The sequence below is a fragment of the Thioalkalivibrio sp. HK1 genome (genome assembly GCA_000583135.1).
Lineage (GTDB): Bacteria > Pseudomonadota > Gammaproteobacteria > HK1 > HK1 > HK1.
Window position 1 is genome coordinate 23,602 of sequence record JFBG01000002.1, and the last position, 26,374, is coordinate 49,975.

The 26,374-nt window shown below is 61.9% G+C and carries 22 protein-coding genes; 11 read left to right on the forward strand and 11 right to left on the reverse strand.

What is annotated here, in order from left to right:
* Window positions 1–10: 10 nt before the first annotated feature.
* Window positions 11–2,779, reverse strand: a complete 2,769-nt coding sequence (gene polA, locus BF99_RS0100625) for a DNA polymerase I (protein WP_025769321.1) — start codon at window positions 2,777–2,779, stop codon at window positions 11–13.
* Window positions 2,780–3,126: 347 nt separating this feature from the next.
* Between polA and BF99_RS0100635 the strand changes: the two genes are divergently transcribed.
* Window positions 3,127–3,525 (forward strand): DUF2782 domain-containing protein, encoded by a 399-nt coding sequence (locus BF99_RS0100635; RefSeq protein WP_197018979.1) that lies wholly within the window; start codon window positions 3,127–3,129, stop codon window positions 3,523–3,525.
* Window positions 3,526–3,610: 85 nt separating this feature from the next.
* Here the strand turns inward: BF99_RS0100635 and mgtE are convergent, their stop codons facing one another.
* The 5 genes from mgtE to hemC all read right to left on the reverse strand — a co-directional run bounded on the left by mgtE (window position 3,611) and on the right by hemC (window position 9,177).
* The gene (gene mgtE, locus BF99_RS0100640) at window positions 3,611–4,972 is read right to left on the reverse strand and encodes a magnesium transporter (protein ID WP_025769324.1); all 1,362 of its coding nucleotides are present in this window, start codon (window positions 4,970–4,972) and stop codon (window positions 3,611–3,613) included.
* A 164-nt stretch (window positions 4,973–5,136) separates the two neighbouring features.
* On the reverse strand, window positions 5,137–6,960 hold the full coding sequence (gene ptsP, locus BF99_RS0100650) for a phosphoenolpyruvate--protein phosphotransferase (protein WP_025769325.1): 1,824 nt from the start codon (window positions 6,958–6,960) through the stop codon (window positions 5,137–5,139).
* Window positions 6,961–6,965: 5 nt separating this feature from the next.
* Window positions 6,966–7,247 carry an HPr family phosphocarrier protein gene (locus BF99_RS0100655; RefSeq protein ID WP_197018980.1) on the reverse strand — a complete coding sequence of 94 codons (282 nt, stop codon included), beginning with the start codon at window positions 7,245–7,247 and terminating at the stop codon, window positions 6,966–6,968.
* Window positions 7,244–8,179: a uroporphyrinogen-III synthase gene (locus tag BF99_RS21710; protein WP_025769327.1), complete on the reverse strand. Its 936-nt coding sequence runs from the start codon at window positions 8,177–8,179 to the stop codon at window positions 7,244–7,246. The genes BF99_RS0100655 and BF99_RS21710 overlap by 4 nt, the downstream gene beginning before the upstream one ends.
* Window positions 8,176–9,177 carry a hydroxymethylbilane synthase gene (gene hemC, locus BF99_RS0100665; RefSeq protein WP_197018984.1) on the reverse strand — a complete coding sequence of 334 codons (1,002 nt, stop codon included), beginning with the start codon at window positions 9,175–9,177 and terminating at the stop codon, window positions 8,176–8,178. Before hemC ends, BF99_RS21710 begins: the two co-directional genes overlap by 4 nt.
* 335 nt (window positions 9,178–9,512) lie before the next feature.
* On the opposite strand from hemC, the gene gshB reads away from it, so the two are divergent.
* Window positions 9,513–10,478, forward strand: a complete 966-nt coding sequence (gene gshB / locus BF99_RS0100675) for a glutathione synthase (RefSeq protein ID WP_025769330.1) — start codon at window positions 9,513–9,515, stop codon at window positions 10,476–10,478.
* Between the two features lie 173 nt (window positions 10,479–10,651).
* On the opposite strand, the gene fur is transcribed toward gshB, so the two are convergent.
* From fur to BF99_RS0100710, 5 genes are all read right to left on the reverse strand, one after another.
* Window positions 10,652–11,077, reverse strand: coding sequence for a ferric iron uptake transcriptional regulator (gene fur, locus BF99_RS0100685; RefSeq protein ID WP_025769331.1), 426 nt, complete (start codon window positions 11,075–11,077; stop codon window positions 10,652–10,654).
* A gap of 165 nt (window positions 11,078–11,242) precedes the next feature.
* Window positions 11,243–12,076: an inositol monophosphatase family protein gene (locus tag BF99_RS0100695; RefSeq protein ID WP_156013102.1), complete on the reverse strand. Its 834-nt coding sequence runs from the start codon at window positions 12,074–12,076 to the stop codon at window positions 11,243–11,245.
* Window positions 12,077–12,372: 296 nt separating this feature from the next.
* Entirely contained in the window at window positions 12,373–14,058 is a 1,686-nt protein-coding gene (locus BF99_RS0100700; RefSeq protein ID WP_025769333.1) for a cobyric acid synthase, read from the reverse strand.
* Between the two features lie 86 nt (window positions 14,059–14,144).
* Window positions 14,145–14,933 carry an ABC transporter ATP-binding protein gene (locus BF99_RS0100705; protein ID WP_197018981.1) on the reverse strand — a complete coding sequence of 263 codons (789 nt, stop codon included), beginning with the start codon at window positions 14,931–14,933 and terminating at the stop codon, window positions 14,145–14,147.
* A complete protein-coding gene (locus tag BF99_RS0100710) occupies window positions 14,926–15,996 on the reverse strand; it encodes a FecCD family ABC transporter permease (RefSeq protein WP_038096758.1) in 1,071 nt (356 codons plus the stop codon). The genes BF99_RS0100705 and BF99_RS0100710 overlap by 8 nt, the downstream gene beginning before the upstream one ends.
* A 644-nt stretch (window positions 15,997–16,640) precedes the next feature.
* Here BF99_RS0100710 and BF99_RS0100720 point away from each other — a divergent pair.
* The 9 genes from BF99_RS0100720 to clpB all read left to right on the forward strand — a co-directional run bounded on the left by BF99_RS0100720 (window position 16,641) and on the right by clpB (window position 26,306).
* Window positions 16,641–17,387, forward strand: a complete 747-nt coding sequence (locus tag BF99_RS0100720; protein ID WP_025769337.1) for an SDR family oxidoreductase — start codon at window positions 16,641–16,643, stop codon at window positions 17,385–17,387.
* Between the two features lie 25 nt (window positions 17,388–17,412).
* Entirely contained in the window at window positions 17,413–18,258 is an 846-nt protein-coding gene (cysQ, locus tag BF99_RS0100725; protein WP_051482726.1) for a 3'(2'),5'-bisphosphate nucleotidase CysQ, read from the forward strand.
* Window positions 18,259–18,329: 71 nt separating this feature from the next.
* Window positions 18,330–19,358: an NAD(P)H-quinone oxidoreductase gene (locus BF99_RS0100730; protein WP_197018982.1), complete on the forward strand. Its 1,029-nt coding sequence runs from the start codon at window positions 18,330–18,332 to the stop codon at window positions 19,356–19,358.
* An 82-nt stretch (window positions 19,359–19,440) separates the two neighbouring features.
* Window positions 19,441–20,472, forward strand: coding sequence for an anthranilate phosphoribosyltransferase (gene trpD, locus BF99_RS0100740; RefSeq protein ID WP_025769340.1), 1,032 nt, complete (start codon window positions 19,441–19,443; stop codon window positions 20,470–20,472).
* A 53-nt stretch (window positions 20,473–20,525) separates the two neighbouring features.
* Window positions 20,526–21,359 (forward strand): indole-3-glycerol phosphate synthase TrpC, encoded by an 834-nt coding sequence (trpC, locus tag BF99_RS0100745; RefSeq protein WP_051482727.1) that lies wholly within the window; start codon window positions 20,526–20,528, stop codon window positions 21,357–21,359.
* A gap of 49 nt (window positions 21,360–21,408) precedes the next feature.
* Window positions 21,409–22,269, forward strand: a complete 861-nt coding sequence (locus BF99_RS19895; RefSeq protein ID WP_197018983.1) for a M15 family metallopeptidase — start codon at window positions 21,409–21,411, stop codon at window positions 22,267–22,269.
* A 48-nt stretch (window positions 22,270–22,317) separates the two neighbouring features.
* On the forward strand, window positions 22,318–22,788 hold the full coding sequence (locus tag BF99_RS0100755) for an OsmC family protein (RefSeq protein ID WP_025769343.1): 471 nt from the start codon (window positions 22,318–22,320) through the stop codon (window positions 22,786–22,788).
* A complete protein-coding gene (pgeF, locus tag BF99_RS0100760) occupies window positions 22,785–23,570 on the forward strand; it encodes a peptidoglycan editing factor PgeF (protein WP_025769344.1) in 786 nt (261 codons plus the stop codon). The genes BF99_RS0100755 and pgeF overlap by 4 nt, the downstream gene beginning before the upstream one ends.
* A 132-nt stretch (window positions 23,571–23,702) precedes the next feature.
* On the forward strand, window positions 23,703–26,306 hold the full coding sequence (gene clpB, locus BF99_RS0100765; protein ID WP_025769345.1) for an ATP-dependent chaperone ClpB: 2,604 nt from the start codon (window positions 23,703–23,705) through the stop codon (window positions 26,304–26,306).
* Window positions 26,307–26,374: the final 68 nt, after the last annotated feature.

Sequence of the window (26,374 nt, forward strand, 5' to 3'; positions counted from 1 at the left end):
CGATGCGCCCTCAATGCGCCTCGTCCCAATTCTCCCCGATGCCGATATCCACCTCCAAAGGCACGAGAAGCTGCGCCGCCTCGCTCATCCGCTGCTTGATCGAAGGCGCTATCTCATCGACCGCCCCCTTGGGGATTTCGAAAACCAACTCGTCATGCACCTGCATGATGATCCGCGCCGGAACCTTGCTATCGGCGATCCACCGATCGATCGACAGCATCGCCCGTTTGATGATATCGGCGGCGGTGCCTTGCATCGGAGCGTTGATTGCGGTGCGTTCCATATATTGTCGACGCTGATTGTTGCGCGAACGAATATCGGGCAAGTGCAAGCGGCGACCGAAAACCGTCTCCACGAAACCTCGTTGCCTTGCGCATTCCTTGGCGTTTTCCATATAGTCATGCACCTTGGGGTAGCGGGAGAAATAGAGATCGATATAGTGTTTGGCATCCCCCCGATCGATACCGAGCTGACGCGCCAACCCGAAGGCCGACATCCCGTAGATCAAGCCGAAGTTGATCGCCTTGGCCCGACGCCGCGATTCATCGTCGACGGCATCGATATCCAATCCGAAGACCTCCGCCGCCGTCGCGCGGTGGATATCGATGCCGGAAGCGAAGGCGCTTCGAAGTCCCTCGTCGCCGGAAAGATGGGCCATGATCCGAAGTTCGATCTGGGAATAGTCCGCGGCCAAGAGCAGGTGACCCTCGTCGGGGACGAAGGCCTGGCGGATACGTCGCCCCTCGGGGGTGCGCACCGGGATATTTTGTAAATTCGGATCCGACGAAGAAAGACGACCGGTGGATGCAACCGCCTGGTGGTAGCTGGTATGCACCCGCCCGGTGCCGGGATCGATGCACTCCGGCAAGGCATCGGTATAGGTCGATTTGAGCTTGCTCAATGCCCGATGCCGAAGGATCAGCCGCGGGAGTTCATGCCCGAACGCCAGCTCCTGCAGCACCGATTCCGAGGTCGATGGCTGCCCTTTGGGGGTCTTGCCGAGTTCCGGCAATTCCATCTCGTCGAAGAGGATGGTGCGGATCTGCTTGGCCGAGGCGAGGTTGAAAGCCCGGCCCGCCTGGGCATAAGCGGACTTCTCGATCTGGTGCATCTTCGATGCCAGTTCTTCGCTTTGCGCCCGCAGTTTTTTCGCATCCACCCTCACGCCGTTTCGCTCGATACGCGAAAGGATCGGCACCAACGGGATTTCCATCTCGTCGCAAAGACCGGCCAGCACCGGCTGCGCTTGCAGATGCGAGCGAAGAACCCGGTGCAAGCGCAAACTCAACTCCGCCTCCTCGGCGGCATAAGCGGCGGCTTGCTCGATCGTTATCTCATTGAAGGAGAGCCGTTTCGTACCGCGCCCGGCGATCTTCTCGTAGCGGGTCTTATGGTGCGAGAGGTAGCGCTCGGCCAGCGAATCGAGATCGTGGTTGACGGTGCTATCCAAGACGTAAGATTCGAGCATGGTATCGAAGGCGACCCCCGATAGATCGATCCCCGAAAGCGCAAGAACGCTGATATCGTATTTGAGGTTCTGGCCGATCTTCCGAGGCGATTCGGATTCGAGCACCGGTTGCAGCCTTTGCAGAACCCGCTTGGGCGCAAGCTGCTCCGGCGTCCCCGGAGCGTCATGCCCCAGGGGGATATAGGCTGCATGTCCGGGTTCGATGCAAAAGGCAAGACCGACCGGAACCGCCCTCATATACCGAGATGTGGTGGTCTTGAGGGCAATCGCCACCTCCGTCGCCGACGACAGGCGCTCGATCCAAACATCGAGCAGAGCCTCGTCGAGAACGGTATCGATGCGAAGGGCGGCACCGAAATCGCTCGCCGTCGATTCATCGTCACCGGCATTGCGATCGTCCGCAGGGCTCGATCCCTCGATTTCTTCGGACTCGAGTTCTTTGAGCCAAGTCTTGAACTCGAATAGCCGGTAAAGCTCGACCAGCCGTTCTCGATCCGGTTCTTTCAATGCCAGATCGCAAAGAGCGGCATCCAGATCCAGATCGCAGCGAATGGTCACCAAATCCTTCGAAAGCGGTATCTGCCCCAGGCTTGCGCGCAGGGATTCGCCGACCTTGCCTTGGATTTCATCCGCATGCTCGACAAGGCCATCGAGTCCTCGATATTCGGCCAGCCATTTCGCGGCCGTTTTCGGCCCGACCTTGGGCACCCCCGGAACATTGTCGGAGCTGTCCCCGACCAGAGCCAGATAGTCGATGATGAATTTCGGGGGCACGCCGTATTTCTCATGCACCCCCTTCGCATCGAGGCGGACTTCCTCCGCCGATCCACCCCCCGCCGCCTTGCGATCGACCGGACGCATCAAAAAGATGGAATCGCCGACCAGCTGCGCCATATCCTTGTCACCGCTGAAGATCAGCACTTCCATTCCCGCCTTGCGCCCTCCGATCGCCAAGGTGCCGATCACATCATCGGCTTCGACCCCGGGGATCATCAGCATCGGATAGCCCAGAGCCTTCACGATATCGCGGGTCGGATCCGCTTGCGCCCGCAGTTCGTCGGGCATCGAGGGTCGATTCGCTTTATAGGCGGGGTAGATCGCATCGCGGAAGGTCTTGCCCGGGGCGTCGAAGACCACCGCGGCGTAGGTCGGGGCATAACGCCGCCGCAGCTGCTGCATCACCCGCGTCATTCCGTAGATGGCCCCCGTCGGCTGCCCGGCGGAATTGTTGAGCGAAGGCAGTGCATGGTAGGAGCGATAGAAATACGAGGATCCATCCACCAAGACCAAACGAGGGCGTTCTTCGGGCATATCCTTGCCTTTTTTCGCATTGTCCAAGATGATTTCATCCGCTGTTATCGAGCCGATAAAAGGCGCACGATGCCGTTCATGGCAGTATAGTGCGCAGGTTCGAGGCGAGCGGAGGTCGAAACGCTTTTCGGCGATCATCCGATCATCGATGCTGTCGATGATCGGCGGCGAGCGATGATCGACCGAGCGATCATTATCCCCGGCCCTAAAATACCCGATCGTTCATCGCGATCGGGCTCTCTCGCCTTGCCGATCGTTCCTTCGACGACATCCGCGACAATTCCGAGATTTTCAAAAGCCGGGGATCGATGATGGCCCACCCCGGATCCATCGAGGAGAACCCGATCATGCGCCCTTGCGATCGCGCTTTTTTCCGATCATCGCTGCTCATCGTCGCCTGCATCGTCGGCGGCGCGGGCGTACAGGCCGACGATTCGACGCAAAGGCTCGAATCCCTGCTCGATCTTCCACCGCCGCCCCCGCAGATTCAAAGCGGCCAAGCCCTCGCCCCGGCGTTCACCCCCTCGCTCGACAGCCCGACCGAGAAGACCCCCGATGGCATCGAAGAGCGATGGATCACCGAATATCCGGGGGAAAGACGCTTGCAGGCGGTGAAAATACAGCCCGGGGTCTTTCCCCGCTACTGGCTGATCGATGCCGACGGCAACGGGCGCATCGAAAGCCCATCGAAAGAACTCGAGCCCTCGAAAGAGGGACTGCCGCACTGGTCGATCATCGACTGGTAAACCCTTTCGCTCGTTCGCTCGCTTCTTCGTTTCTCGGCGATCGTCCTCGGCAAAGACTCGATTCGCGGACACCAAAGGGCCAGCCTCACCCGAGCAGGAAATAAGAGCCCATTCCCAGCAAGGCGAAGATGCCGACCACATCGGTCACGGTGGTGAGGATCACCCCTCCGGCCAATGCGGCATCGATCTTCATGCGCTTGAGAAGGACGGGGATGATCGCCCCCGACATGACTCCACTCATGAAATTGATCGCCAAGGCCCCGGCCGCCACCGCCCCGAGGATCGGTCGATCGAACCACAGCCAAGCGACCAATCCCACCACCGTCGACCAAATCGCGCTGTTGATCAGCCCCACGCGAAGCTCGTGCATCATCAAGGCCCCGAAATTGGCGCGGCCGACCCGATCCAGGCTCTGCGCCCGGATGACGAGGGTCAGGGTCTGGATCCCCGCGATCCCTCCCATGCTCGCCACCACCGGCACCAACACCGCCAAGGCGACGATTTCCCGGATCGTGGCCTCGAAAAGACCGAAGACCCACGCCGCGACGAAGGCGGTGGCGAGGTTGGCCGCAAGCCACAACAAACGCGCGCGCGCAGCGTCGATCACCGGAGAGAAGAGCTCTTCCTCCTCGTTGAGCCCGGCCATGCTCATCAATGAATGATCGCCCTCCTCGCGGATGACATCGATGATATCGTCGACCGTGATGCGCCCGACCAGCGTTCCCTCGGCATCGATCACCGGAGCGGTGAATAGATTGCGCTGCTCGAAGAGCCGAGCGACTTCGCTGTCCTCCATGCTCGCAGGCAGGGCCGGCAAATCGCTCAGCATCAAATCCTCGACGACGCTTTCGGGATCGTTGATGAGAAGATCGGCCAAACGCAGCGAGCCGAGATAGATGCCCTGGCCATCGATGACGAACAAGCGGTTGGTCTTTTCCGGGATATTTCCGCGTTCGCGCAAGCGGCGCAGCACCTCGTCCAAGCGTCGTTCCGGACGGGTGACCAGCGTATCGAGGTTCATCAACCCCCCGGCGGTGTTCTCTTCGTAATGAAGCACCGCCTCCAAATGTCTTCGCTCCCTTCCCGGAAGCGCTGCGAGCACCTCGTCGGTAAAATCATCCGGAAGATCCTGCAAGAGATCCGCGGCATCGTCGGGATCGATATGCCGGGCGATCCACGCCACCCGATCCGGCGGCAGTTCCGCCAACCTCGATGCGCGCACCACATCTTGAAGCTCGGCGAAGACCTCGGCGTAGATCTGCGGATCGATCGCCGGCCATACCGCATCGCGCTCCCCCGGCGGCAGGGATTCGAGGACGAAGGCGATTTCCCCCGGGTGCACTCCCGCAAGCAGATCCTGCAGATCGGACGCAGGGTCGGCGGCCAGCGATTGATGGACCCGGGCAAGCAATTCCGCCCGCGAATCTTCCTTCGAGGTCTGACTCATCCTCCGCTTCCTTTGATCAAGGCCCCGGGCATGACACTCTCATGACATCCGAGGATCATCCGGCGGTCCGGCTCCACCCTCAATCGATCCCGGGGATTGAAAAAACACGGCAACCGAAAAGCGCCTTCGCTATGTACCGAAATATGTGCCGAAGCGATGCCCATTCAAATCGCTTGGCTTTTCGGCTTCGAGAGCGCATCGGTCGTAAGATCGCGATCGAGGATTTCGAGCAGGGAGCGACGCGACTTGGTGCGAGCGGCGCGAACGACATGTCGGGCCAAGCGAAGGGCATCGGGGATACGCACCGCGCCGATGGCCTGACGGATCTCCAGCAACGCGCTGGGGTGCACCGAGAACTCCCGCAACCCCATCCCCAACAAGAGCTTGGTGCAGCGCGCATCCCCCGCCATCTCGCCGCACATCGATACCGGAATTCCGGCTTTGCGCCCGGCGGCGATCGTGGTCGAAATCAAACGCAATACCGCCGGGTGGAGGGGATCGTAGAGATCGCTGACCTCGTCATCGACCCGATCGATGGCCAAGGTGTACTGGATCAAATCGTTGGTGCCGATCGATAAAAAATCAAGGTGCTTGGCGAAAATATCGGCGCAAACCGCGGCCGCCGGCACTTCGATCATCGCCCCCACCGGCATCTGCCGGCCGCGAATCTCGCCTCGATCGTCGAGTTCCTTCTCGCACTCCCGCACGATCTTCAACACCCGATCCAGCTCGTCGATGGTCGCCAGCATCGGGATCATCATCCGTACCGGCCCTTTCGCCGCCGCTCGCAGCAAAGCCCTTATCTGCGGGCGAAAAAGGGATTCGTTCTTAAGGCACAGGCGCACCGCCCGCAAGCCCAAGGCGGGACTGGCGGCCGCCGGGGCCCGGGTCCGCATCCCCTCGACCGGCCGATCCGCTCCCAAGTCGAGGGTGCGGAAAGTCACTTCAGCGCCCTTGAGTCGAGCGAGCAGATCGCAATAGACCTCATATTGCTCCTGCTCTTCGGGAGGAGTCTCTCGATTGAGAAAGAGATACTCGGTACGACACAGGCCGATCCCCGCCACTTTATCCCTAAGCAAGGCGGAGGCGATATCGGTGCCGGGGAGTTCGACATTGGCTTGCAGGCTCACCTTCTCGCCATCGGCGCTGATCGTCGGGGCTCGGCGCAGCTTGCGCCGCACCGCCCGGATCCGGGCGATCTCGCGCTTTTGTCGGTTGAAGGTGCGCTTGCGATCCGAATCCGGGCCGACGACGACGCTTCCTTCCCGCCCGTCGATGATCACCTCCTCCCCCGGCTGCAGGAATTCCGTTCCGCCGCCTCGTTGCAGCCCCACCACCGCCGGTATGTCGAGGCTACGGGCCAGGATGGCGGTATGCGAATTCGGTCCGCCGAAGCCGGTGATGAAGCCTGCGATTCGATCGTGGGGCATCTGCAAGGTATCGGCGGGGCTGAGATCCTCGGCATAGACGATTCGATCTCTGACCGCTTTTTTCCCGGCCCCTTGTTTGTCGTCGACCTCGAAAAGGATCTTGTTCTTGGCCGCCCCGGGCGAGGCCAGCCGCGCGAAAACCCTTTGGATCACATGATCGACATCATCTCGACGGGTACGAAGATAGTCATCGTCCATCGCATCGAAGGCCTGGACCAAACCATCTCGCGCCATCCGAAGCGCCCACTCCGCATTGCAGCGCTTGTTGCGGATGGTGGACAAAGGAGCGCGAGCGATCATCTCGTCATCGAGCATCAACAGATGGGTATCGATGAAAGCGGCGATCTCGGCCGGGGCGCCTGCGGGGATTTTTTTCTTGATCCCCCGTAGTTCTCGCCGGGCTTCGATGATCGCCCGCTGAAAACGGCGCACCTCCTGCGACACCTTGTCGGCTTCTATCTCGCGGCGGATCACCTCTTCCCGGAAACGGCCGCCGTAGACCTCGATCACCCCGATCGCGATACCGGGCGAGGCGCCGATCCCGTTGATGGTTCTCATTCGCCCTATTCCGCCTCGTCGAAGCGATTGGCCACCAAAGCCGCGATCGCCGCCGCCGCCACCGATGCATCCGCGCCCCGGGCCACGAGTTCGAGCCGCGTTCCCTTCGTCGCCGCGAGCATCATCAAACTCATGATGCTCTTGGCATTGGCTTCGCGTTCGTCCTGCCGGCGCAACCGAAGATCGGCGTCGAAGGTGGCGGCGAGACAAGAGAGTTTGGCCGCGGCGCGGGCGTGCAGACCGAGACGGTTGACGATCTCGAGCCCGATGCGGATATCGCGATTCACTTGCCGCCCCCGCAGCGTCGCTCGAAGCCCTCGTCGCCGGTCGAATGGCGAATGGCAACGAGAGCCTCGACGAAAGCGGCATGGCTTGCATCGGCGGCGGCGACGACTCGCTCGAATCGCTGGGAACGAATCGCGCTCGCAACCCGCTCTCCGGCGGCGACCAGCGGGATATCTTCAAGCCACGCTCGGGCTCGATCGGTGGCTGCGAGCAAATAATCGAAAGTGGCGACACTGGCGACGGTGATCGCATCGATGGAGGCGAAGGCACCCCGGTGCCCGAGATCGTCGAGGGCGCTTGCCAGCCCCGCCGGAGCCCGGCGACGATAAAGACAGATCTCGAAAACGATCCCACCGCGCCGACTTAAGGTATCGCCCAGCAATCGACGGCCACCCTCCCCTTTGACGATCCACACCCTTCGCCTGCGGATATACCGGGCGGCAAGTGCGGGAGCGGCGAGCAATCCCTCGCTGTCGAAGCCTCCCCTCGGCGGCAAGAGAACCTCGGTAACCCCTCGCTCCTTCAAGGCGGCGGCGGTCGCCAGGCCGATGGCGAAGACCGCGCGCGGCAGTCGCATCAAGGCCTCCTTCGGCGGCGCGGAAAACGTCTGCGCGAAGAAAAACTCGACCGCGGGGACGCTGGTGAATATCGCCGGCTCATCGGGGGCGGGAGAAAAGACGTCGATCGCCGCCTCGCGCAAGGGGACGATTTCGATCGCGGGCACGCAGATCGCCGACGCCCCCTCTTGGCCAAGCGATTCGGCCAAGGCATCGGCCGAGGGTTGCGGGCGAGTGACAAGCACTCTCATCCCCTGCAAGCGACCCTCGAAGATGCGATCTGCGGCGGCGGATGATTCGATCCGGGGACCCCGATCCGATGAACGATGAGGGCTTGCCCTCGCTCGGGGGGCGGCGTCGGTCCTCGCTCGGATCACGAATCGCTCCTTCGAAGCCCGAGCGATGAGGGATCGGATGGAGGCGAAGGGGCATCGGCCAGGACTTGGCCTTCGAGTTCCGAGCGAACCTCGTCCAAAATCGCCTGCGCCCCTTGATCGAGCATCGCTTGCGCAGCCTTCGTTCCCAAGCCTCGGGGATCGTCGATGCCGCCTTCGATCTCGGTGCGCAGCACCCGACGCCCGTCGAGGCTCGCCACCAAGGCCCGCAAAGCCAAGCCCCCGTTGCGCAGCGTGGCGAAGGCCGCGATCGGCATCTGACACCCTCCGTCGAGAAGGCGTCCGAAGGCCCGCTCCGCTTCCACGCAACGGGTGCTGTCGGGGCAGGCCAAGGGGGCGATCAACTCCCGGATGCGAGCATCATCGGCGCGACACTCGATCCCCAAGGCTCCTTGGCCCGCCGCGGGGAGCATGATCGACTCCGGCAGAATCTCGCTGATATGCTTTTCATATCCTCCCCGCTCGAGCCCGGCGACGGCAAGGACGATGGCATCGAAATCCCCGGCGGCAAGACGTTTGATCCTGGTATCGATCCCCCCTCGCAAAACATCGATCGTCAAATCGGGGCGATGGGCCGCCAACTGACAACGCCGACGCAAGCTGGAGGTGCCGATCCGCGCCTTGGGCGGTAGCGCTCGAAGGCTATCGAAGCGCTTCGATACCAAGGCATCATGGGGGTCGGCGCGAGCGGTGATGACCGGCAGAGCCAATCCCGCCGGCAACTCCACCGGGACATCCTTCATCGAATGCACCGCAAGATCGGCCCGTCCGTCGAGCAGCGCCTGCTCGAGTTCCTTGATGAACAGGCCCTTGCCCCCGAAGCGGGCCAAGGGGGCATCGAGCAAGCGATCGCCGGTGGTCCGAATCGGCAGCAACTCGATATCGATATCGGGGTATCGCTCGCCGAGCGCACGGGCGATGAATTCGGCCTGAGTCAAAGCCAAGGGACTGCGACGGGTGGCGATGCGAAGGGGCGAGATCATGGATACGATAGTAGCCTACCGCAAAGGAATTTCGATCCCTTCGTGGAAAATTCGAGCGATGGAGAGTTTCTACGGACAAAGATCGCCTTTGTCGACGGGTCGATGCTTGGAATCGATCGAGTCCGCCTTGCAAGATCGTTCGCAACCGGCAAGCGATAGGGCGCGATCTTCACATCGATCCGTTATCCGCCGCAGCCTTGTAAAAGGCTTGCAAAATGTGTCTTGCCCGGTGCTTGGCGATCTCGACGATCACCGGATCGCTTGCCTGTGCTCGAAGCCCCGGTTTGAAACCGGGCCGATCAAATCTAAAAAGACAGCATGAGGAATCGACAATGAACGTCAAGATGGGCATCGTGATGGATCCCCCCGCTTCCATCGAAGCGAAAAAAGACACCACCTTGGCGTTGATGCGGGCTGCGAAAAAGCGGGGCTGGTCCCTGTTTTGCATCGAAATGGGCGGCCTTTATCTGCGAAACGGCGATGCCCATGCCGATATGCACCCGATCGAGGTGAGCGACGATGATCATGACTGGTATCGCTTGGGCAACGCCCTATCCGCTCCGCTCTCCTCGTTGGATACGATCTTGATGCGCAAAGACCCTCCCTTCGATATGGAATATATCTACTCCACCTATATCTTGGAACGAGCCGAAGAGGCCGGGACGCTCGTCGTCAACCGCCCCAAAAGCCTGCGCGATGCCAACGAAAAGATGTTCACCGCATGGTTCCCCCGATACTGTCCCCCGACGCTGGTCACCCGCAATCACGCTCGCATGAGCGCCTTTCTCGCCGAGCACGACGATATCGTCATCAAACCCCTCGATGGCATGGGCGGGGCGTCGATCTTTCGGGTGCGTACCGGGGATTCGAACGCGCAAGTGATCTTCGAAACCTTGAGCGCCCACCAAACCCGCTATGCGATGTGCCAACGATATCTACCGGAGATTCGCAAAGGGGATCATCGGGTGCTGATGGTCGACGGGGAGCCGATGGAATACGCCTTGGCCCGCATCCCCACCGGGGACGATCCGCGCGGGAATCTCGCCGCCGGCGCCCGCGGGGTCGCCGTCGAGATCAGTCCGAAGATGCGAGAGATCGCATCGCACATCGGACCCGAACTGAAAGCTCGGGGGCTGCTCTTCGTGGGCTTGGATGTGATCGGCGGCTTTCTCACCGAGATCAACGTCACCAGCCCCACCTGCATCAGGGAGATCGAGGCCGCCTTCGATATCGATATCGCCGGGGGATTGATGGACGCCATCGAATCCCGCTTGGGTGCCGCCGGCAAGGGCTCTTAGATCGATGGATCGATCCCCTCGACGGCGATGAACGAGATTCGATGGCGCGCCCGATCGTCGACCGAGCAAAGCCCGTAGCGAATGAACGATCGGCTACCCAAGGGCCAAAATGGGATCGCCGAGGACATGAGGGTCAACGAAGGCTCGGATCCGGCAAAATCCCGAAGAGGTTTTCAGCGCGGGCGATGCTCGCAATCCCGGCGCTCGCAACGAGCATGGAGAACGAGGGAGTGATCGGCCAAACGGAAGCCCCGATCTTGGGCGATCCGAATCTGTCGGCGCTCGATCACCGGATCGACGAATTCCGTTACCCGACCGCAGTCGATGCAAACGATATGATCGTGGTGATCGCCGGAATCGAGTTCGAAAACCGCATGGGAATCGGCGAAATGATGCCGAATCACGAGCCCCGCCGATTCGAACTGGGTCAGCACCCGGTAGACCGTGGCCAACCCGACATCCTCGCCGCTATCCATCAACGCCCGGTAGACATCCTCCGCCGTCATGTGACGAGGACGATGGCGCTCCAAGATGGAAAGGATTTTGAGTCGGGGCCGGGTCGCCCGCAGCCCGACATCCTTGAGATCGTCGGTTTGCATCGATGAAAGGGCCTCTTATCCTCGCCATGCCGACGAATGCGACGGATGGCCCGAACCCGATCGATCCGGGATGAAAAAAGCCGGGATAAAAAACGACGGTCCTTCCAACCCATCGACCGGCAAGCGAGCTTCAAGGGACCGGCATCGAACCCGTCGAAGATCGAGTTATCGGGAAAATTCCCCCTCTCCCGACAGACAAGCCATCGCTTGTCGATGCAAGTCATGGTTGTTGCTGGCCAAGATCCTTCCCCCGGGAACGATATCGATGGTCAAGGTCTCGCCCTTCCAGCCGCTCATCACCCCCCCGGCATTCGTCACCACCGGCAACAAGGCGCAATAATCGTAGATACCGGCTCGGGACTCCAAGGCGATGTTGACATGACCGCTCGATACCCGGGCGATGCCGTAGCAATTCCCGCCGTATACCCTCCATTTCGACGCCTCCACGAGACGCTGCAAGGCGCATGCATCCTCGCCGATACAAGAATCGGGGGAGGAAATCGCAACCGTCGTCTCTTCCAATCGTCGGGGGGTTTCGCCCAAGCGTATACGCTTGTCGTTGCACCACGTGCCTTCGCCGGCGATCCCCGTCCAGCGCTCGCACAACAAGGGATGATCGACCACCCCCAAGACCGGATGTCGATCTCTGGCCAGTGAAATCAACGTGCCGTAGACCGGCACTTGAGCCATGAAAGCCTTGGTGCCGTCGATGGGATCGAGCACCCAAACATGCTCCGCCCCCGGACGGTCGGCACCGAATTCCTCGCCGATGATGCCGTGTTCGGGATAACGCTTGCGGATCGACTCCCGCAACCGCACCTCCACTTCCCGATCCAGAGACGTAACCGGCGAACCGTCATCCTTGTCGAGCGGACGGATCTCTCGCCCCTCGTCTTGCACCGCACGGCGAATCATGTCCCCGGCGCAGTCGGCCAGATGCCGCGCGAACTCGACGATCTCCCTATCGACCGATGCGCCGGATCCGATCGATGCGTTCATCTTGGGAACCTCGAGAGCGACCCTTCGGGGAATGCGTCTTCGATATGAATCATTGGTCGGATAAGGATATCGTCGAAAAAAAATCGATTGGATGAGCGAGTCGATGGGCAAGGTGCAGCCAAGGGCGATCTTCCAAAAATCGAGCGCAAGATCGATGGCCCGATATTCGCCCCATATTCGCGCGAGACTCGCCGGATCTCGACATATTGTAGTTCAGCCCTTTCAACGAGCGATCGCCCGGCGGATCGCCGACCCTCTTGCAGGCATCGATCGAGCGCTTTTCGATCCCCTTCGGATCACTTTTCGATCGTTTCCTCGATGGCCTCCTCGATGGTCTCGGATGCGGGGATCGATTGCGGGCCGCATCTTGCAGGATGCACCCCGAAGGCATCGTCGAACAAGGCGTCGACATCGAGCGAACGCTCGATATGGGCCGCCAAGGCATCGAGCGCCGATTCCATCTGCGCTTCCCACGCCAGCGAAGAAAGGGCCGCGCTTCCCACTCTCGACAGCCAACTGGAGCGAAAGGTATCGCCGGCGAAAAGACCGTGTAGGTGCGTGCCCTCGATGCGGCCATCGGCGCTGACGGCACCCTCCGGTCGATCCGCTACTTGGGCCTTCGATTGACGCCGCCCGCGACCTCCTCGGGCCAGCCCGAGCATCAGCCGCGCGAAGGGGCGTCGGGTATCCGGCCCGGAGGCGACCCCGACATGGATTTCATAGGCGCGCAGAATGACCCCCGAGCGAGCGCATTTTCCCACCACCTGACATACGGATTTTTCCGCTCCCATGACGGTCTCGATATCCAACAGACCGAGGCCTTGGACTTCCCCGGGCGAACCGTCGATGCCCTCGGGGTCGCACACCCGGCGCCCGAGCATCTGATAGCCGCCGCACAGGCCGAGCACCCGCCCGCCGCTGCGCGCATGGGCGATCAGATCATGATCCCATCCCTGTGCCCGTAAAAAGGCCAGATCGCCGATCGTGGATTTCGTGCCCGGCAGGATCACCACATCCGCATGGCGGGGCAAGGGTCGGCCCGGCGGCACGAAGGCGAAATCCACCGCAGGCTCCAAGCGCAAGGGATCGAAGTCGTCGAAGTTGGCGATGCGCGATAGCAGCGGAACCGCGATCCGAACCCGATCTCGGCAAGAGCGTTTGGGGACGGGGATCGAACCCCGATCCGAGGCGCCCGGGTAAGCGATGGCCTCGTCGATCACCGCATCCTCCTGCGGCAATCGCCGGGCGGCGTCGAGCCATGGAATCACCCCCGCGCAAGGCCAGCCGGTGCGCCGTTCCATCTCGCGCACTCCTTCGTCGAAAAGAGCGGGATCGCCCCGAAAGCGATTGATGGCAAAGCGGGTGATCAACGCCGCATCCGCAGGGTCGAGCACCTTGCGGGTGCCGACCACGGCCGCAATCACCCCGCCGCGATCGATATCCCCGAGCAGACATACCGGAAGCCGGGCTCGTCTGGCAAAACCCATATTGGCGATATCCCCGGTGCGCAGATTGATTTCCGCCGCGCTCCCGGCGCCCTCGACGATCACCAGATCGAATGCCCGACGAAGGCGCTCGAAGCTCTCCATCACCCGCTCCAACAGCCCTGCGCGGGTGCGCATGTAATCCGCGGCCTGCAAGGTGGTCAGCGCCTTGCCTTGCAACACCACCTGCGATGTGCGATCCGATTGCGGTTTGAGGAGCACGGGATTCATATCCACCGAAGGAGCGATCCCCGCCGCCTTGGCCTGCATGGCCTGCGCCCGTCCGATCTCCCCGCCCTCGGAGCAAGCGGCGGCGTTATTCGACATATTCTGCGGCTTGAAGGGCGCCACCTTGAAGCCGCGCTGCAACGCGATGCGACAAAGCCCGGCCACGAGGGTGGATTTACCCGCATCCGAGCATGTGCCTTGAATCATGATGGCCCCCGACGAGGCGGCCTCGAGCCTTCCTTTCAACCCTCTTCTCGTTCCCTTGGTCATGCATCCATTCCTTGGAACTTCCCGATGAATCGTCGATCGAGTTCGATCCCTTGGGTCCTCGCAACACCCACCGAGCCGACGAGCCTTTATATCGGCTCTTCGATCTCCACCCTTTTCTCGGCAACTTGCGCCCGCACCCCGAATACGCTTTCGATCCGCTTCGAGTCCAATGTTTCCTCGCAAGGGCCGCTAGCGACGATGCTCCCTTGCTTCATCCACAACAAGCGATCGGCAAAGCGGGCTGCCAATGCGATATCGTGCAACACCGCCAGCACCCCGCCGCCTCGCCTTGCATGGCGCTGCAACAGGGTCATCACTTGCAGCTGATGGCGGATATCGAGCGCCGCCACCGGCTCGTCGGCGAGCAACAGCGGGGCTTGCGCGGCAAGGGCCCGGGCGCAGTGCATGCGGGCGATTTCCCCGCCGGAAAGCGTATCCGCCGAGCGTTCGGAAAAGGCCGCAAGCCCTGCCGCCGCCATCGCGCGATCCACCGCGGCGGCGTCCTCTTCACCGAGCCTTCCGGGGGAGGCGCCGTAGGCGAATCTCCCGAGAGAAACGATATCCCGCACCCGATTGGGCCAGGCGAGAGGGCGGATCTGGGGCAGCCAAGCGATCTTTCGCGCCCGCTTCGAAGGCGACATCCGCGCCGGATCCTCACCCCCCAAACGCACCCTTCCGGCACTCGGCGTCAACAGTCCCATCGCGGCCCGAAGGAGGGTGGTCTTGCCCGCTCCGTTGGGACCGACGAGGATCGACATCTCCCCGCCGCTTAAGGTGAACGAGGCATCCCTCACCAGGATCGGGGCGCCACGCTCGGCCTTGGCTCGTACCTCGAGCTTCGATACCACGAGATCCGGCATCGACGATTCAGCCATGGTCGCTTCGGCGCCGGGCCGCGATCCAGATGAAGATCGGAGCCCCGATGATGGCGGCGACCACCCCGAGTTTGAGCTCCGTCGCGCTCGGCAACAGGCGCACCCCGATATCGGCAAGCACCAGAATCAAGCCCGCCAGCAATGCCGAGGGCAAGAGGCTGCGCGCCGGATCGTGGCCCACCAACGGTCGTATCAAGTGAGGGGCGATGATGCCGACGAAACCGATGGCCCCCGCCAAAGCGACGCCGGCCCCGGCGGCGAGCCCTGCGCCTACGACCACCGCCACCCGCTGTCGCCCGAGGTGCAACCCGACTCCGGCGGCCGCCTCCTCGCCCAGGGTCAGGGCGAAAAGACCGCGGCGGGTGGTGAAAAGAAGCGCAAATCCGGCAATCAAAAAAGGCGCGACCAATGCGATATCGTCATAGCTGCGATTGGCGACCGAACCCAACATCCAGTTGATCATCTCCGCCAGCGAGAAGGGGTTCGGAGCCAGATTCAATAACAGCGACATCAAAGCCCCGGCGAAAGCCGATAGTCCCACCCCGATCAAGATCAAGGTCACGACCGATGAAGTACGACGAGCGGCGAAGGCGAGCAAGGCGGTGGCGGCCACCGCGCCGCCGATGGCCGCGATCGGAACCGCATAAGCGCCAAGACCCGAAGAGGAGGCGAGACCGTAATAAATCGTGAAGGTCGCAGCCAAGGCGGCGCAGGCCGAGACCCCCAGCACCCCGGGCTCGGCCAATGGATTGCGCAACAACCCCTGCAAGGCGGCCCCGCTCGCTCCCAAAGCGGCTCCGGTCATGAAGGCGGCCAAGGCCCTGGGCAATCGGATTTGCCAGATCACCAAGGAATCGGCGGCTTGGACCGAAAGACCGGAGGCAAGCACCGCGCTCGTTTCGCCTTCGCCGATGGATCGAAAGGGAAATAGCAGCGCGGCCGACACCCTGTGGACACCCAAAGGGGTCGAACCCAACAAGCAGGCGGCGAAAAGAGCGATGACCGTGGCCAACAGGAGAAGCGGAACGACGAGATGCTCGCCCGAAGAGAGGCTTGAGAGCATCGAGCCCCGATGATGTGGCATCGGTGAGTGGGTGCTTCGGTCTTGATCCGCACGCATCGATGGCATCGTCATCTTCGAAAGCGTAAGGCCGCGCGGCAAATGGGACAAAAGGAAGGATTTCAAACGCAAGAGATGGGAAGATGGACTTTCGATGCCGTGCCGGGGCCGCTCTTGGAATCACCGATTCACCCGCCCTTTGCAAGAGGCCTTCGAAACCGGGGGCGATTGTATGCCTAAGGATCGAGGCGGATCGTCGCCCGATCGAAATGCCTTGTTCATCGGCGAGGATTCCAAGTACCGATACAAAAAGGGCATTCGATGCGCCGATCGACGCCAAGCGAGGCATTGTAAATCCCCCGACACCCCCCGTTCGAAAAAAATCCCCCGCTCCGATGCAAAAAAGCCGTATCGGATCGAAGTGCACAGGTCGAACGCATAAGTCATGGGAGGGATCGTGATCCGATGTCGAGGATGCACTGATATCGATACGAATCATTCCACCGAGCGATTCCATCGAAAGCATTCGAAAAAGCGGCGGACGATGGGGGGCTCGAAGCGTGGATTTATAATTCGAATGGATCGCCCGCCGCCGAAGCATCGGGCGAAGACGAGATTCTCCCACCGACCGACGAGGTAGCCTTGCTTTGCGCGAAACCATCTTGATCACCGGAGGAAGCCGCGGCATCGGAGCGGCCACGGCGATGCTCGCGGCAAAAGGCGGCTACGACGTGGCCATCACCTACCACCGGGATCGCACCGCGGCGCAGGCGATCGTCGACGGGATCGAAAAGGAAGGAGCCCGAGCCTTGGCCCTGCAAGGGGATGTGGCGTCGGAGATCGATGTCGAACGAATCTTCGCCGAGGTCGACGCCGAGTTCGGGGCGATCTCGGCGCTTGTCAACAATGCCGGACTTTTGGGAAGACAAACGACACTCGATACCATGGATCTGGATCGGGTGCAACGAACCCTGTCCGTCAATGTCATCGGAGTCTTTCTATGCTGTCGGGCGGCCGTGCGACGCATGGCCTTTCGTCACGGCGGCAACGGCGGGAGCATCGTGAACCTCTCCTCCGTCGCCGCTCGTTTGGGTGCGCCTCGGGAATTCATCGACTATGCGGCCTCCAAAGGGGCGGTGGATACCATGACCATCGGTCTTGCGAACGAAGTCGCCGATCAAGGGATCCGGGTCAATGCGGTGCGCCCGGGGTTGATCCACACCGACATCCACGCCCTTTCCGGCGATCCCGATCGGGTGGAAAAACTCAAATCCCGCGTGCCGATGGCCCGCGGCGGCGACGCCATCGAGGTGGCGAAAGCCATCTTGTGGTTGGCCTCGAAAGAATCCTCCTATACCACCGCTTCTTTCATCGATGTCGCCGGCGGACGCTGAAGACGCTGAAAAGGAAGAATCGTCGATGGCAAGGGCAAAGGATCGAGCCACGAGGCAGGAGGTATTGGAGAATCTGCGCGAGATCGCCGTCTTGGCCGGGGCCGAGATCCTCGATATCTACGCCGGTGATTTCTCGGTGCACGACAAACCCGATGCCACCCCGGTGACATCCGCCGATACCGCGGCCGAGCGGATCATCTTGCACGAGCTCGGGCAATGGGCCCCTAAGATACCGGTGATCGCCGAGGAATCCTTCGCCGCCGGCTCGCTCCCCGACATGCAAAGCGGCGCCGGCGATGCGCGTTTTGCCGACGATGCTTTCTTTCTCGTCGATCCCTTGGACGGCACCCGCGAATTCATCCGCCGCAACGGGGAGTTCACGGTCAATATCGCCCTCGTCGAGGGCGGGGTTCCGATCGCGGGAACGGTGCATCTCCCGGCCTTGGGCGAGACCTTCTGGACCGTCGGCGACGGCAAGGCATGGCGGATGCGGAAAAACGAACAAGCGCAAGCGATCGCCTGCCGCTCGGCGGGATCCGATCCCTTGGCGATCAGCAGCCGCTCCCACCGGGATTCCGAAACCGCCGCTTGGCTGGAGCGGCACAAGATAACGAGGATCATCCACGCCGGTTCGTCTTTGAAACTGTGCCGGATCGCCGAGGGTAACGCCGATGTCTATCCCCGCTTCGGACGCACGATGGAGTGGGATATCGCCGCCGGGCATGCCCTCCTTCGCGCCGCCGGCGGGGATGTCGGCACCCTCGACGGCCCTCCCTTGAGATATGGAAAACCCGGTTTCGAAAATCCCTCTTTCATCGCCCATGGCCTTGACCGACCCGACCGACAGCGCCCAAGATCTTCGACGTCTTGACCTTCGAAGTCTTGAACGGGATCGACGAGCGCTACCTTAAGACAGTGCCCGCCCAAGGATCATCAATCATCATGAGCAGCCCCGACCTTCGAAAAACGATGATCGCCATCGAGATATCCTCCCCCGGCGATCCCGAAGTCCTCGTCCCCGTCGAGCGCCCGATCCCCGTCCCGGCTCCGGGGGAGGTCCTCGTCCGAGTCGAGGCCGCGGGCATCAACCGACCGGATGTGATGCAACGCAAGGGGCTCTATCCGCCTCCCCCGGGGGCTTCGGATATCCCGGGCCTCGAGATCGCCGGCAGCGTCGTCGCCCGAGGCGAGGGGGTATCCGATTTGGGCGACGGCACCAAGGTCTGCGCTCTGGTCAGCGGCGGCGGTTATGCACAATATTGCACCGCCCCCGCTCCCTTGTGCCTGCCGATCCCCGATGGACTCGATATCGTCGATGCCGCCGCTTTGCCCGAGACCCTCTTCACGGTCTGGACCAATCTCGTCGATCGCGCTCGCCTCTCATCGGGCGAATCGCTGCTCGTACACGGCGGATCGAGCGGTATCGGCACCACCGCGATCCAGCTGGCCAAACTCTTGGGGGTTCGCGTCTTCGCCACCGCCGGATCCGATCGAAAATGCGAGGCCTGCCTCGAACTCGGGGCTTCGGCGGCGATCGACTATCGCAAAGAGGACTTCGTCGAGAGGATCAAGACTCTCACCGAAGGACGGGGCGTGGATGTGGTGCTGGATATGGTGGCGGGGGACTATCTTGCGCGCAATATCGAATGCCTCGCCTTTGATGGCCGATTGGTGGTGATCGCGGTGCAACGAGGACCGAAAGTCGCCGAATTCAACGTGCTCCCGATCATGCTCAAACGCCTCACCCTCACCGGCTCCACCTTGCGCCCTCGCACCGTCGAGCAAAAATCGGAGATCGCCCGGGCGCTGCAAAAGAACCTGTGGCCGCACCTCGAATCCAAGGCGATGCGCCCCATCATCCACTCCCGTTTTCCGCTGCAAGATGCACACAAGGCCCATCGCCTGATGGAAAGCGGCGAGCATATCGGCAAGATCATGTTGACGGTCGAAAGCGCAATCGACGGTCGATGACGAATCGCCTGCAAGCGCAACCGAAAAAAGCCATACCCCTTCGAATCCATCCCCTTTTCATCTCGACGATTCCATCGACATCATGAATATCCAATCGGCAATCGAAACCGTCATCCACGGCCAAGACTTGGAAAACGCGCAGATGGGCGAGGTCATGCAGGCGATCATGACCGGCGAATGCACCCCGGCGCAGATCGGCGGCTTCCTCGTGGGGCTGCGAATGAAGGGCGAGACGGTCGAGGAGATCGCCGCCGCCGCCCGTATCATGCGCTCGCTGGCGACCCCGGTGGAGGTCGATCGAGATCGCTTGGTCGATACCTGCGGGACCGGCGGCGACGCCGGCGGCACCTTCAATATCTCCACCGCCGGGGCCTTGGTCGCCGCCGGAGCCGGGGTGCGGGTCGCAAAACACGGCAATCGCTCGATTTCCGGGCGATCCGGCAGCGCCGATGTCCTGGAAGCGGCGGGCGTTCGACTCGATGCCGATCCGAAGCGGATCGCGCGCTGCATCGACGAAGCGGGAGTCGGCTTTCTCTTCGCCCCGGCGCATCACGGAGCCATGAAATACGCCATCGGCCCCCGCCGGGAAATGGCGGTGCGCACCATCTTCAACGTGCTCGGCCCGCTCACCAACCCCGCCGGCGCCACCAGACAGGTGATCGGCGTTTTTTCGCCCGATCTCGTCGAACCCTTGGCGAGGGTGCTTCAAACCCTGGGCAGCGAGCATGTCATGGTGGTCCACTGCGAGAACGGGCTGGACGAGATCGGCATCGGGGCCTTGACCCATATCGCCGAACTGCACGCAGGCGTTGTTCGCTCCTATACCTTGGACGCTGCGCAATTCGGCTTTCCTTCCATCGATGCCCGGGCGATCACCGTCGATTCCCCGCAAGCGAGCCTCGACATGATCCAAGGTGTGCTCAGCGGTGTCGCAGGACCTGCAAGCGATATCACCTCGGTCAATGCCGGGGCCGCCATCTATGTCGGCGGCGGCGCTTCGAATCTCTCGGAAGGGATCGAGTGCGCGCGCGAAAGCATCCGCAGCGGGAATGCCGCTCGAGCCTTGGAGCGGCTGATTGCCGTCAGCAACGCACCCGATCCATCCGATCGTTGAAAATCGATCCCGCATCGGCGATCACCCGACCTTCGAAAGGGCAATCCATCGGCATGTCCCAACCAGAGCATCCGTCGCCTCCCGACGACAAGCGGCCCGATATCCTGCAGCGGATCATCCGCCATAAAAAAGTGGAAATCGCCGAGCGAGCGGCCAGGGTCCCGCTGCGGGAATTGCGCGAAAGGGCGAAGGCGTCGAGTGCGACCAGAGGATTCGCCGACCGGATCGAGGCCCGAATCGCCGCAGGCAATGCCACGGTCATCGCCGAGATCAAAAAAGCCTCGCCCAGCAAGGGGACGCTGCGAGAGGCCTTCGACCCCCCCGATATCGCACGCAGTTATGCCGCCGCCGGCGCAAGCGCCCTATCGGTGCTCACCGACGCTCGCTTCTTCCAAGGCGACGACAAGCACCTGATCGAAGCCCGGGCCGCCTGCACCTTGCCGGTATTGCGCAAGGATTTCGTGATCGATCCCTATCAGGTTTTCGAAGCCCGCACCTTGGGAGCCGACTGCATCTTGCTGATCGTCGCCGCCCTGGACGATGCGAATCTCCATGCGCTGGCGGATCTGGCACAAGAGATCGGGCTCGATGTGCTGGTGGAGGTGCATGACGAGCGGGAACTTGCGCGCATCGCCGATCTTCGCCCTCGCCTCGTCGGGATCAACAATCGCGACCTGCATACCTTCGATACCACCTTGGATACCACCCTTCGCCTGCTCGATCGCATCCGGCAAGACGCCACGGTGATCACCGAAAGCGGTATCCATCGCCGGGCGGATGTCGAGCGATTGCGCGCCGCCGGAGTGCATGGATTCCTTGTCGGGGAGGCCTTCATGCGGGCCGGCGATCCGGGAAGCGCTCTGCGGGAGATCTTCTTTGACTCCTGATGGCGGCGAAGGGCCGGCTTCTAGCGAAAGGCGCAAGCCCTTGCCCTCGATGCTGCACGCACGCAAAGGGCGGAAAAAGCCCAAGGCCGGGCTTGCCTATCTGCTCGAAATCGCGTTGTTGCTGGCGGCGATATCGCTGCCCCCGGCGAAGGCCCAGCTATCCCCGATCAACCTGCCGTCGAATCACGATCCGATCCAAGGCTTCGATATCCCGCCGGAGCGATTGATGGAATCGATTGCCGACCTGCCGGAGTCGGTGCAAGCGGCGATATCCTCGGATCCGGATCGCTTCGTTTCGATGCTAAGACCGGTCCTGCAATTGGCATCGACCCGTTATTTCAGCCCCGTCGACAAGACCCGTTCCCTTCCGGCCTCCTACCGCCCCCCGCACTTGGTTCCTCTGGATCGCTATCGAGCCCTGTATACGAGCGCCCAGGGGCTGATGGTCAACCCCCTGATCATGCGGGACTTGCTTCGCATGAGCGCCGCCGCCGAAAGCCAGGGCGTCATCCTTAGAATCTCCTCCGCCTATCGCTCCTACTATCGCCAGCGGGAGATCTTCGCGCGACAAGTGCTAAGGCGGGGGAGGAAGGAGGCGGCCCGACGCTCGGCCCGCGCCGGTCATTCCGAACACCAACTCGGGACCACCATCGACTTCGGGAGCATCTCGAATGCATTTTGCGGCACCCGCGCCGAGCGCTGGCTCCGCCTTCATGCCCATGAATACGGTTTTTCCATCTCCTATCCTCCGGGGATGGAGGAACTGACCGGATATGTTCCCGAATGCTGGCACTTTCGGCACTTGGGAAAAGAGGCACTGGCCCTTTCCAACCGTTTTTTCGGCGGCCTGTCCACGATCATGCTCTCCTATATCGATGACAATTCCGACTGGCTCGCACCCTCGAGGTAGCGACGCAAGACCGCCCATCATCCAAGACCCGAGATGAGAAACATGACCATGAAAGCGAGCGTGAAATGGCTGGATCGAGTGGCCTTCGTCGGCGAATCCGGCAGCGGACATGCCATGGTGATCGACGGTGCCCCGGATGCCGGCGGACGCAATATCGGACCTCGACCCTTGGAGGCGATGCTCATCGGCTTGGGGGCGTGCAGCGCCTTCGATGTGGTCAATATCCTGCGCAAATCGCGCGTCAAATTCAGCGATTGTCGGGTGGAGATCGAGGCCGAGCGCGCCGATGCCATCCCTGCGGTCTTTACCCGCATCCATCTGACTTTCATCGTCAGCGGCCGCCGCATCCGGGAACAGGCGGTGGAGCGCGCCGTCGATCTATCGGCTTCGAAATACTGCTCGGCCACCGCAATGCTGCGAGAAAGCGTCGAGATCACCCATGAATATCGAATCGAAGCCGACCCCTTGGAAGAAATACCCGATGAGGAAAGGCGCGAAGAAGAAAAGCCCGACCGATGACACCCCTTTCGATCATCGAAGCCCGATGGCCCGCTCCGCCCGGGGTGCGGGCGTTGAGCACGACCCGTTCGGGAGGGGCGAGTTCGGGGGCTTGGTCCTCCCTCAACCTCGGCATCGGCAACGGCGACGATCCCGCGCAGGTGATGCGCAACCGGCAAAGACTACGAGCATTCCTCGATCTCCCCGCCGAACCCCTATGGCTCGATCAAGTGCACGGAAAGGAAGTCTTTTTCGCCGATGATGCCTTGGCCTGCGCAAAAACCCCGAAAGCCGATGCTTGCATCGCCAGACCCGACGATCCCCCTTGCGCGGTATTGAGCGCCGACTGCCTACCGGTGGCGCTTTGCGACAACGAAGCCCGCCGCGTCGGAATCGCCCATGCGGGCTGGCGCGGACTGGCCAAAGGGGTGATCCCGGCTTGCATCGAGGCCATGGAATGCGAGCCCGACGATCTTCTGGCATGGCTCGGGCCTGCGATCGGCCCCGAAGCCTACGAGGTCGGCGAAGAGGTCCGCGATGCCTTCGCAAACGGCGGCTTCGATGACGCCTTTCGTCCCACCGCCGCCGGCAAATGGCAGGCGAATCTCTTCGCCATCGCAAGGCTGCAGATAAAAAACGCCGGAGTGCATCGTATCTACGGGGGCGATCTTTGCACCTTCGCCGACTCCGGACGTTTTTTCTCCCACCGCCGCGACCGCGGCATCACCGGCCGCATGGCCACCTTGATCTGGATCGCCCCGAGCGTCGATCGCCCCCCGATCGTTTCGAAAAAAGGCTCTTGACCGATCCGCGATGGCGCGGCCTTGCGGTGCTTCGCCTCAATCGCTTGATTCGCCTGACCAAGACCGCATCTATTCGCTTATCGAAACGATATTTTCCGCAAAGGACATCCTCGCAAAGGAGGGGCTATGCGAATCGACAAATTCACCACCCACTTCCAGATGGCGCTCGGCGACGCCCAGAGCATCGCCGCCGGCCGCCGCCATCAATCCCTCGAACCTGCGCATTTACTGCTGGCCCTGCTCGACCGCACCGACGGCACGGTACGCCACATTCTCTCCCGCGCTTCGGTCAAAACCGACTCCTTGCGCTCGCAGCTCGGCCAGATGATCGACTCCTTCGTACAGGTCGATGGTCCCGACGCCGGTGATATCCAACCCTCCCGGGCGCTGATGACTCACCTCAATATCTGCGACCGTCTCGCCCAACAGCGCAACGATAGCTATATCGCCAGCGAACTCTTCGTGCTCGCCTGCTTGGAAGCCGGCGGGCCATGCGCCGATCTCCTGATCCGAAACGGTGCCGTGAGGCAATCGCTGATCGAGGCCATCGACGCTCTGCGTCAGGGGGAGTCGATCACCAGCCAAAATGCGGAGGAGCATCAGCAAGCCCTCGAGAAATTCACCATCGACCTCACCGAGCGCGCCGCCCAAGGGAAACTCGATCCGGTGATCGGGCGCGACGATGAAATCCGCCGCACCATTTTGGTGCTGCAGCGGCGCACCAAGAACAATCCGGTGCTGATCGGCGAACCGGGGGTCGGTAAAACCGCGATCGCCGAGGGGCTGGCGCAGCGCATCATCGACGGCGAAGTCCCCGAGAGACTCAAGGGCAAGCGCTTGTTATCCCTCGATATGGGAGCGTTGATCGCGGGCACCCAATACCGCGGCGATTTCGAGGAGAGGATGAAAAACCTGCTCAACGATATCACCAAACAGCAAGGCCAAGTGGTGCTCTTCATCGACGAGCTGCATACCTTGGTCGGGGCGGGCAACGCCGAAGGAGCCATGGATGCCGGCAATATGCTCAAACCTGCGCTGGCCCGCGGCGAACTCCACTGCGTGGGGGCGACCACCCTCGACGAATACCGCCAACACATCGAAAGGGATGCCGCCTTGGAGCGTCGCTTCCAAAGGATCGTGGTCGACGAACCCTCGGTCGAGGACACCATCGCCATCCTGCGCGGGCTCAAAGAGCGCTACGAGATCTACCATAGCGTGCAGATCGCCGACCCCGCGATCGTCGCCGCCGCCACCCTCTCCCATCGCTACATCACGGATCGCCAACTGCCCGATAAAGCCATCGATCTCGTCGACGAGGCGGCCAGCCTGATCCGGGTGGAGATCGACTCCAAACCGGAAGCGCTGGATCGCCTCGAAAGACGTCTGATCCAACTCAAAATCGAGCGCGAGGCTCTGGCCAAGGAACAAGACGAGGCCTCAAAGACTCGCTTGGCCCGGCTCGAATCCGAGATCGCCGAGAGGGAGAGGGATTTTTCGGATCAAGAGGAAGTCTGGAAGGCCGAGAAGGCTTCGGTGCAAAGCACGATGCACATCAAAGAAAGGCTCGAAGCGGCGAAACAAGAACTCGATACCGCGCGGCGGGCCGGCGATCTGGCGCGCATGGCGGAACTGCAGCACGGATCGATCCCGGGCCTTGAAAGGGATATCGCGGCGGCGGACAGGGGCGATGTCGAGGAAAGGAAATTCCTGCGCAGTCGGGTCGGGGAGAACGAGATCGCCTCCATCGTCTCCCGCTGGACCGGGATCCCGATGGATCGGATGCTCGAAGGGGAGCGAGAAAAACTGCTGCGCATCGAGCAGGAGTTGCACCGGCGCGTGATCGGGCAAAATGAAGCGGTCAAGGCCATCGCCGATGCGATCAGGCGGGCGCGCGCCGGGCTTGCCGATCCCAAACGACCCAACGGATCCTTCTTGTTTCTCGGCCCCACCGGAGTGGGCAAAACCGAACTGACCCGCGCTCTGGCTCAATTCCTTTTCGATACCGAGGACGCCTTGATCCGCATCGATATGTCGGAATTCATGGAAAAGCACCAAGTGGCCCGACTGATCGGGGCTCCGCCGGGATATGTGGGCTACGAGGAAGGCGGCCACCTCACCGAGGCCGTGCGTCGTCGCCCGTGGTCGGTGGTGCTTTTGGACGAGATCGAAAAAGCCCACTCGGATGTTTTCAATCTGCTGCTGCAAGTGCTCGAAGACGGACGTCTGACCGACGGCCACGGTCGCACCGTCGATTTCCGCAACTGCGTGGTGATCATGACCTCCAACTTGGGCTCGCAGGATATCATCGATCTTTCCGAGCCTGGCGTGGAAGGAAGTGCCGATAAAAAGATGCTCGAAGCGGCGGTGATGAAGAGCGTGAGCGCTCGCTTCCGCCCCGAGTTCATCAATCGCATCGACGAGATGGTGATCTTTCATCGCCTCGATCGGGAGCAGATCCGCGCGATCACCGAAATCCAGCTCGATACCATCTCCGAGCGCTTGGCCGGGCAGGGCTTCCATCTGCAGGTATCGGAAGAGGCGATGGGCCTGCTCGCCGAAAGGGGCTTCGATCCGATCTACGGGGCGCGGCCGCTCAAACGAACGCTTCGGCAGCAGGTCGAGAACCCGCTTGCGAGCGCGCTTCTCGCCGGCGATCTTCTTCCCGGAGAGAATATCGCCGTGGGGGTCGAAGACGGCGAGATTCGGATCTCCTCGACGAAAAGCAAAGCGGCCTAAGCCTTGGGCGAGCATCGAGTTCTCGATGCTCGATGCTCGCCTCTAGCCCTTTCGCACTTCGGGCCCTT